Source organism: Streptomyces silvae (assembly GCF_016745505.1).
Taxonomy (GTDB): domain Bacteria; phylum Actinomycetota; class Actinomycetes; order Streptomycetales; family Streptomycetaceae; genus Streptomyces; species Streptomyces silvae.
In genome coordinates, this window is the sequence record NZ_JAERUC010000075.1 from 1 (window position 1) to 8,729 (window position 8,729).

The 8,729-nt window shown below is 70.0% G+C and carries 7 protein-coding genes and 2 tRNA genes; 3 read left to right on the plus strand and 6 right to left on the minus strand.

Annotated elements, in window-relative coordinates:
• Nucleotides 1–150 precede the first annotated feature (150 nt).
• A tRNA-Ala gene (locus JKV81_RS09730) sits at nt 151–223 on the minus strand.
• A gap of 171 nt (nt 224–394) precedes the next feature.
• Here JKV81_RS09730 and JKV81_RS09735 point away from each other — a divergent pair.
• Nucleotides 395–943, plus strand: a complete 549-nt coding sequence (locus tag JKV81_RS09735) for a helix-turn-helix domain-containing protein (RefSeq protein ID WP_099173287.1) — start codon at nt 395–397, stop codon at nt 941–943.
• 105 nt (nt 944–1,048) lie between these two features.
• Nucleotides 1,049–2,458 carry a serine/threonine protein kinase gene (locus tag JKV81_RS09740; protein WP_202075411.1) on the plus strand — a complete coding sequence of 470 codons (1,410 nt, stop codon included), beginning with the start codon at nt 1,049–1,051 and terminating at the stop codon, nt 2,456–2,458.
• 4 nt (nt 2,459–2,462) lie between these two features.
• Here the strand turns inward: JKV81_RS09740 and JKV81_RS09745 are convergent, their stop codons facing one another.
• Nucleotides 2,463–3,800, minus strand: a complete 1,338-nt coding sequence (locus JKV81_RS09745) for a hypothetical protein (RefSeq protein ID WP_202075412.1) — start codon at nt 3,798–3,800, stop codon at nt 2,463–2,465.
• 326 nt (nt 3,801–4,126) lie between these two features.
• The gene (locus tag JKV81_RS36145; RefSeq protein ID WP_003958712.1) at nt 4,127–4,261 is read right to left on the minus strand and encodes a DLW-39 family protein; all 135 of its coding nucleotides are present in this window, start codon (nt 4,259–4,261) and stop codon (nt 4,127–4,129) included.
• A 281-nt stretch (nt 4,262–4,542) separates the two neighbouring features.
• Between JKV81_RS36145 and JKV81_RS09755 the strand changes: the two genes are divergently transcribed.
• The gene (locus JKV81_RS09755) at nt 4,543–4,902 is read left to right on the plus strand and encodes a DUF6344 domain-containing protein (RefSeq protein WP_202075413.1); all 360 of its coding nucleotides are present in this window, start codon (nt 4,543–4,545) and stop codon (nt 4,900–4,902) included.
• Nucleotides 4,903–5,118: 216 nt separating this feature from the next.
• On the opposite strand, the gene JKV81_RS09760 is transcribed toward JKV81_RS09755, so the two are convergent.
• From JKV81_RS09760 to gyrA, 3 genes are all read right to left on the minus strand, one after another.
• Nucleotides 5,119–5,195, minus strand: a tRNA-Ile gene (locus tag JKV81_RS09760).
• Between the two features lie 71 nt (nt 5,196–5,266).
• Complete coding sequence (locus JKV81_RS09765) at nt 5,267–5,863, minus strand: DUF3566 domain-containing protein (protein WP_124277884.1); 597 nt, start codon at nt 5,861–5,863, stop codon at nt 5,267–5,269.
• 93 nt (nt 5,864–5,956) lie between these two features.
• Complete coding sequence (gyrA, locus tag JKV81_RS09770) at nt 5,957–8,584, minus strand: DNA gyrase subunit A (protein ID WP_129264592.1); 2,628 nt, start codon at nt 8,582–8,584, stop codon at nt 5,957–5,959.
• Between the last annotated feature and the right edge of the window lie 145 nt (nt 8,585–8,729).

The window sequence follows — 8,729 nt, forward strand, 5'->3', positions numbered from 1 at the left end:
GCGCCGGAGGACCTCACAGTCCTCCGGCGCCCCTCTTCCCGTGCCCGCGGGCCCCCGCCGGAAGCCCACGAAAGACGTGGGCCCCCGGAAGCCCACGAAAAAGTCCCTCTGTCCTGCGTTTCCGCGCGGGACAGAGGGACTTTCGGGATGTGGAGCCTAGGAGATTCGAACTCCTGACATCTGCCTTGCAAAGGCAGCGCTCTACCAACTGAGCTAAGGCCCCGAAAAACCGGACACCACAGGACATAACCATGCCGCGACGCCCGTCGCAGAACAGAGTACCGGGTGACCCCCCGGATCCTGCAAAAGGATTGGGGCTCCCGGCCCGGAACGGCTCTCCGTAAGATGCACGACGAGGTTCGCAGCAGCGAAGCCGCAGCGAAGGGGAGACGCAATGGACGCAGCGCAGCAAGAGGCGACGGCTAGAGCCCGGGAGCTCCAGCGCAGCTGGTACGGAGAGCCGCTGGGGGCGCTCTTCCGCAGGCTGATCGACGACCTCGGCCTCAACCAGGCACGCCTCGCGGCGGTGCTCGGGCTGTCCGCGCCCATGCTCTCCCAGCTGATGAGCGGACAGCGGGCGAAGATCGGCAACCCGGCGGTCGTCCAGCGGGTCCAGGCACTTCAGGAGCTCGCCAGCCAGGTGGCGGACGGCAGCGTCAGCGCGGGAGAGGCCACCGACCGGATGGAAGAGATCAAGAAGTCGCAGGGCGGATCGGTCCTGACCAACACCGGCCAGACCTCCACCACGGGCGGTGCCCCCACCGTGCGCCGTGTGGTCCGGGAGATCCAGTCGTTGCTGCGGTCGGTCGCGGCGGCCGGCGACATCATCGATGCGGCCGACTCCCTCGCCCCGGCCCACCCCGAACTGGCAGAGTTCCTCAAGGTGTACGGCGCGGGGCGCACCGCGGACGCGGTCGCGCACTACGAAGGCCACCAGAGCTAGCAAGGGGTCCAGGGCCCCGGGGGCCACTCCGGGGCGGCTGAGCCGTGGCAGTATCCCGACAGCCGGGGCACGAACCGAAACGGGAACGGGAGCGGGCGCAGCGCAATGGGTGAGGTCTTCGCTGGTCGGTACGAGCTGGTCGATCCGATCGGACGCGGTGGGGTCGGCGCCGTCTGGCGCGCGTGGGACCACCGGCGCCGCCGGTACGTGGCGGCCAAGGTCCTGCAGCAGAGCGACGCGCACACGCTGCTGCGCTTCGTCCGCGAGCAGGCGCTGCGGATCGAGCACCCGCATGTTCTCGCTCCGGCCAGCTGGGCCGCCGACGACGACAAGGTCCTGTTCACCATGGACCTGGTCAGCGGCGGCTCGCTGGCCCATGTCATCGGCGACTACGGCCCGTTGCCCCCTCGCTTCGTCTGCCTCCTGCTCGACCAGCTGCTGTCCGGGCTGTCCACGGTGCACGCCGAGGGGGTCGTGCACCGCGACATCAAGCCGGCCAACATCCTGATGGAGGCCACCGGTACGGGCCGGCCACATCTGCGGCTCTCCGACTTCGGCATCTCGATGCGCAAGGGCGAGCCGCGGCTGACGGAGACCAACTACGTGGTGGGCACGCCCGGTTACTTCGCACCCGAGCAGATGATGGGGGCGGAGCCCGACTTCCCCGCGGACCTGTTCGCCGTCGGCCTCGTCGCGCTCTACCTCCTGCAGGGCCAGAAGCCGGACTCCAAGGCGCTCATCGAGTACTTCGCCGCGCACGGCACCCCGAGCGCGCCCCAGGGGGTGCCGGAGCCCCTGTGGCAGGTCCTGGCCGGCCTGCTGCAACCGGACCCGCACGCCCGTTTCCGTACGGCCACGGGCGCGCGCAAGGCGCTGACGGCTGCGGTCGAGATGCTGCCGGAGCCCGGTCCGGACGACGAGCGGGTCGAGGTCTTCGACCAGATCGGCCCGCTGCCCGCCGGATTCGGCCCCGACGGTCCCTCCACCGGCCCCGAGACACCCGGCAACGGGCCGCAGACGCCCGCTCAGGCCCCCAACTCCACGCCGCCCGGCCCTCAGTCGTCGCAGCAGCCGTACGCGCCGCAGAGCCCCGGCCAGCAGCCTTACGCGGCTCCGCAGGGCACGCCGGGGCAGCAACAGCCGTACGCACCACCGGCGTCGTCGATGTCGGAGACCGGCAGCTTCCATCTCGCGCCGCCGCCCGCGCAGGTTCCCCACCCGGCGCAGCCGCAGGCGCCGTCCCCGCTCCCGGCCCACGCCGGGCCCCCCTACGCCTCCGACGCGGCCCCGGACCTCGCCCATGCACCCACGGCCGCTGTGCCGTACGGGACGGCGCCCACCCGCGCCTACACCGCCCAGGCCCCCGGGACCCCCCAGCACACAGCGCCACCCGTGCCGCAGCCGCTGCCGGTCCCCGCGAGGCGTCCGGGACCGTCCCCGAAGGTGGCGGTCCCGGTGCTGGTCGTGGCGCTGATCTGCTTCGCGGTGGGCATCTGGGCGCTCACCCAGGCCTGAGCCCCTACCAGGCCTGCGGCGGACCGCCGAACGGCGGCTGTCCGCCCGCGCCCGGCGGCACGGCGGCGGGAACGGCTCGGCGCCTGGCCAGCAGCACCCACGCGCCGAGCCCCAGCACCAGCACCGAGCCCGTGCCTATGCCCGCCGCGGCGACCATCCTCATCGTGTCGCTCTCACCGGCCTCCGGCGCGCTCAGGCCGCTCCTGGCCATGTCCCGGTCGTCGTCCGTGACCCCGAAGATCCCGGCGTCCCCCTGGTAGGGCGACGCCTTGCCGTCGTTGACGACCTTCACCTTGAGCGTCAGCCCGAGGGCCTCGTCCCCGTAGTGCTCGGCGACCTCGGGCGAGAGGGTCACCGACAGGTAGTACCAGCCCGCGAAGCGCATGGCGCTGACGTCGGCCCCCGCGTCGTAGCGGTTCTCGTAGGCCACCGGGGGAAGCGTGTCCAGGGCCACCGAGTTGGGCGCCCCGGAGTACGAGAGCGTCGCGTCGTCCACATGGCCGTGCGCCGGGTTGTCCAGGGCCAGCGCCAAGGCGTTGCCGAGGTACTCCGTCGACGTGGAGCTGTTGCTCAGCGCGGCCGTGGCGAAGAGCTGCTGCCCCCAGTCCACGGGGACCCGGTAGAAGCGGGTCTGCCCCGGTGCGATGGTGTCGGCCCACTCACCGGTGTCCAGGCTGGTGGCGTCGTAGAAACCGCTGCCGCCGGTCCGCTTCTGCTTGCCGGCGGGCGGTGTCGGCGAGGCGGAGGGCCAGTTCTCCGGCGCCTCGGTCGGCATCGACTTCTTGTCCTTCAGCGCCGGTTCGTTCTCGAAGCGCAGCTCCAGGTCCCAGTCCTCGGTCGACGACGTCGCCTTGCTCTCCCGCTCGATCAGCACGTTGTACGTGCCGCTCGCCGCACACGTGGTGCTGTCCTTCTCCACGGTCCGCCGGGCGTACGCGGCGATCGGGCGGGGGAACTCCGCCGACGCGAAGTCCGCGTCCTCGGAGCTGCACCGGGTGTCGTCGAGGTCCCTGATGCTGATCGTGATGCCGTCCCCGTAGGCGACCTTGCCGCCGGCCTTCGGCACCGCCACGGCGGAGACGTACGCGTCCGTCCTGTCGTCGAGCTCCAGCCGGTAGTAGAGCTTCTGCCCCTGCCCGATGGAGCTCCGGTAGACCGAACCCGGCTTCAGCTCCTCCGCGTCGGCGTTGGTCTCCGCGCCCTCGACCGTCGCCGCCGCCGGGTCGAAGGTGTACGCCGCAGGGCCGTCGGCCGCGTGCGCCTGCCCCGGCAGCGCCGCCACCGCGCACACCGCCGCGACCGTCGCGAGCGTCACCCGGCCCCTGTTGCGCTGCCTGTTCACGCGCTCCCCCTCGTCGTCCTCGTACGTGCCCGGCGCCGGCTGCGTACGCGCAGGAGACCGGGCGGCACGGCGCCCGCTCCACCGGCGGCCGTGATGCCGGTCCATCCTGCCCCGCCCGTACCACCGCTGTCTGCGGCCTCCGGCGTATCACCGTCCACGCCCGGTCCTCGGGCTCGAACCCGAGGACCGGGCGCCGGCACCCGGGCCATTTTGCTCAAGCAACCCAAGAATTCGCTTGAGTGAACCCAGAGACGGTCGTCACGGTCCCCGGGCAGCAGAAAGCCCCGGCCGCTCGGCGACCGGGGCTTGTAGCAGACTGTTCCGTCTCACACACCTGAACCTGCGGGCACGGAGTCGGTCGCCTCCGTCCACAGATCCTGCTCGGCGCGATCCGCCTGGATCTGGCGGTACACGAGGAGCCCGCCGATGGCGGCCAGTGCGACCAGGAGAAGCTTCTTCACCGCGCGACCTCGTCTTTCCTTGACGTAAGGGACTTCTGGCGCCCGACTATACACACCGGCCGATACCGATCGGTGACCTCCCCGGCACCCGCCCGCCACCCGTTCCGGACCCCTTTCGAGGTCCCCCGGGACCCCCTGGACGGCTTTTTCGAGCCGGTTGAACCATAAGAGTGGTGTTCATCGGAAGATCGGCGCACCGGGGGCGTCGGTCCCGGTTTTCAGGGCCCGGATCCACATCATCGGAAAGGTAAGCAAACCGGACCACCTGAAAGCGAGGGGCCATGAGCACCTTCAGGGTCAAGAGCATCTGGACCGCCTTCATCACCGCCTTCTTCGCGTTTCTCGCGTCGCTGGGCCTCGCCACCGCCCAGGCCACGGCCGCGAAGCCGACGGTCACGAGCCACGAGCACACGGGTGCGAACCCGGCAACCGCGACCACGCCGTCGGTGCGATGGACCCTTCCGCGTGACAGGGCGCTGCCACCCACGATGAAGCAGCGCATCCGCGCCGAGGCCCACGGCTCCTCGCCGGCCACCCGCCAGCTGTCCGCCGACACCACGGACGCCACGCACCCGACGGACGGTGCCCGCTCCGCCCACAGCGCCACACCGGCCGGGGACTCGGCCCCGCTGCCACCCTGACGGCGCCGCTGACGCCACCCAGGCCCCTGGTCCGGTTCACACCGGCGGGGGCCTTCTTCATGCCCGCTCCGGTCGCGTCGCTCCACACCGTGCGGCACAACCGATCAGCGGGTAGCAGTCCTCCGTAGCCCCGGCGGCGAGATGCCGCTCGGCGGCTGTCCCCGGACCCGCACATGCCGAAGGCCCCCCACCGTTACCGGTGGGGGGCCTTCGTGCTGGTGGGGCTAACAGGATTTGAACCTGTGGCCTCATCCTTATCAGGGATGCGCTCTAACCAACTGAGCTATAGCCCCGCCGCGCTGTTGCGCTGACTTCTGAAGATTAGCGCACGTCGGGGCCAGTCCCAAAATCGATACCCGGAGGCCTACTCGTCCTCGGCGAGAGTGAGCTCCACACCGCCCACGAAGCCGGCCGACAGGTTGTAGATGAACGCGCCCAGCGTCGCCAGCGCGGTGGCCAGCACCACGTCGATCACCGCGATGACCGAGGTGAAGATGAGCACGCGCGGCAGCGACAGGAACGACTGCAGATCGAAGCCGTTGCTCTCGTTCGAGCCGGTGGCCTCGCTGATCGTGCCGCCCACCGTCTCGAAGACGCCCATCGCGTCCATCACCATCCACAGGACGGCGGCCGCGACCACCGTGCAGATGCCCAGCGCGATGGAGAGCAGGAAGCTGACCTTCATCACCGACCACGGATCGGCCTTCGCCACCCGCAGTCGCGCCTTACGGGTACGCGGAGTCGTCCGCGCCCCGGTCCGGGGCAGCCGGGTCGCCTGCGTACCGCCGACGCCCTGTACACCGCCCTGGGTGCCGCCGCCCTGCGTACCGCCCGTGGGGGACTGGTACGCCTGCGGCGGGTGGTAGGGACCCGCCTGCCCTGCCGCGGGCTCACGCTCGCCGGGCAACGGCCCGGTCGCGTACCCCTCGTACTGCGGCTGAGGTCCCCGAGTGTCCGTCACAGTGCCCCCTTGGGAGTCCGTGGCAGGGCCACGGGCGCCGTGCGCGCCTGCTCCGGAAGCGGCCGACCCGGCGCCCGTGGCTCCACTCACGCTCTACTCCTCGTGCTCCCCGGCCGAAGGCGCCGTGCCTTCGGCTGTGCCCTCGTCCACGCTCGCGGCATCGGCCTCGACCGTGGCGCCTTCGGCCTCATCGGTCCCTTCGACCTCTTCGGCCTCACGACCGGCCTCGGCGTTGCGCGCGATGCCGACGACGGCATCCCGCTTGCCCAGATTGATCAGTTGGACGCCCATGGTGTCACGGCCCGTCTCCCTGACTTCATTGACTCGCGTACGAATCACACCGCCGCCGAGCGTGATGGCGAGGATCTCGTCCGCTTCCTCGACCACCAGCGCGCCGACGAGCGAGCCCCGGTCCTCGACAATCTTGGCGGCCTTGATGCCCAGACCGCCGCGGCCCTGGACGCGGTACTCCTCGACCGCGGTCCGCTTCGCGTACCCGCCGTCGGTGGCAGTGAACACGAACGTACCGGGCCGGACAACATTCATCGAGAGCAGTTCGTCTCCCTCGCGGAAACTCATGCCCTTCACGCCCGACGTCGCGCGGCCCATCGGGCGCAGAGCGTCGTCCGTCGCGGTGAACCTGATCGACTGGGCCTTCCTGCTGACGAGCAGCAGGTCGTCCTCGGCCGACACCAGCTCGGCGCCGATCAGTTCGTCGTCGCTGCCGTCCTGGGTCTCCCTCAGGTTGATCGCGATGACACCGCCCGACCGCGGGGAGTCGTAGTCCTTCAGCGCGGTCTTCTTCACCAGACCGCCCTTCGTGGCCAGGATCAGATAGGGCGCGGCCTCGTAGTCGCGGATCGCCAGGATCTGCGCGATCTGCTCGTCCGGCTGGAACGCCAGGAGGTTCGCGACGTGCTGGCCGCGCGCGTCCCGGCCGGCGTCCGGCAGCTCGTACGCCTTGGCCCGGTAGACCCGGCCCTTGTTGGTGAAGAACAGCAGCCAGTGGTGCGTCGTCGACACGAAGAAGTGGTCGACGATGTCGTCTTCCCTGAGCTTCGTGCCCCGCACGCCCTTACCGCCGCGCTTCTGCGAGCGGTAGTCGTCCGTCTTGGTGCGCTTGACGTAGCCGCCGCGCGAGATGGTGACGACGATGTCTTCCTCGGCGATGAGGTCCTCGATCGACATGTCGCCGTCGAAGGGGACCAGCTTGGAGCGCCGGTCGTCGCCGAACTTGTCGACGATCGCCGCCAGCTCCTCGCTGACGATCTGACGCTGCTTCGCGGGCGAGGCCAGGATCTCGTTGTACTCGTTGATCTTCGCCTGGAGCTCGTCGTGCTCGGCGGTGATCTTCTGGTGCTCCAGCGCGGCCAGGCGGCGCAGCTGCATCTCCAGGATCGCGTTCGCCTGGATCTCGTCGATCTCCAGCAGGCCCATCAGGCCCTCACGCGCGATCTCCACGGTGTTGCTGCGGCGGATGAGCGCGATGACCTCTTCGATCGCGTTCAGCGCCTTGAGCAGGCCGCGCAGGATGTGCGCCCGCTCCTCGGCCTTGCGCAGCCGGAACTTCGTGCGCCGGACGATGACCTCGATCTGGTGCGTCACCCAGTGCCGGATGAACGCGTCGATCGACAGCGTGCGCGGCACCCCGTCGACGAGCGCCAGCATGTTCGCGCCGAAGTTCGACTGCAGATCGGTGTGCTTGTACAGGTTGTTGAGCACGACCTTGGCGACCGCGTCACGCTTGAGCACGACGACGAGGCGCTGGCCCGTACGCGAGGACGTCTCGTCCCGGACGTCCGCGATGCCGCCGACCTTGCCGTCCTTCACCAGGTCGGCGATCTTCTGCGCGAGGTTGTCGGGGTTGGTCTGGTACGGGAGCTCCGTGACGACCAGGCACTGACGGCCCTGGATCTCCTCGACCGCGACGACCGCGCGCATCGTGATGGAGCCGCGCCCGGTGCGGTACGCCTCCTCGATGCCCTTACGGCCCACGACCAGCGCGCCGGTCGGGAAGTCCGGGCCCTTGATCCGCTCGATGAGGGCGTCCAGGAGCTCCTCGTGCGAGGCCTCCGGGTGCTCCAGGTACCACTGGGCGCCGGCGGCGACCTCACGCAGGTTGTGCGGCGGGATGTTGGTCGCCATACCGACCGCGATGCCCGCGGAACCGTTCACCAGGAGGTTCGGGAAGCGCGCCGGCAGGACCGTCGGCTCCTGGTTGCGGCCGTCGTAGTTGTCCTGGAAGTCGACGGTCTCCTCGTCGATGTCCCGGACCATCTCCATGGACAGCGGCATCATCTTGCACTCGGTGTACCGCATCGCTGCGGCCGGGTCGTTGCCCGGGGAACCGAAGTTGCCGTTGGAGTCCACCAGCGGCATGCGCATCGACCAGTGCTGCGCCAGTCGCACGAGCGCGTCGTAGATCGAGGAGTCGCCGTGCGGGTGGTACGTACCCATGACGTCACCGACGACGCGGGCGCACTTGTAGAAGCCCTTCTCGGGCCGGTAGCCACCGTCGTACATCGCGTACAGCACCCGGCGGTGGACGGGCTTCAGACCGTCCCTCACGTCGGGCAGCGCACGCGACACGATGACGGACATCGCGTAGTCGAGGTAGGAGCGCTGCATCTCCGTCTCGAGCCCGACGGGCTCGACACGCATGCCCACGCCCGGGACGGCGGGCTCCTCTTCGGGCATCACAGGGGTGTTCTCGTCGGCCATTGCTGGTCAAAGTCCTTTCGCGCTGCGGCTTGGAGGGTCCGGCGACTGGGAGGTGGGTGAAGGAGCGGGTCTGGGTGCGTGCAGCTGCAAGGCGGAGGATTGAGCCATGGCGGAGCCATGGTGATTGACGACAACGCCGCAGATG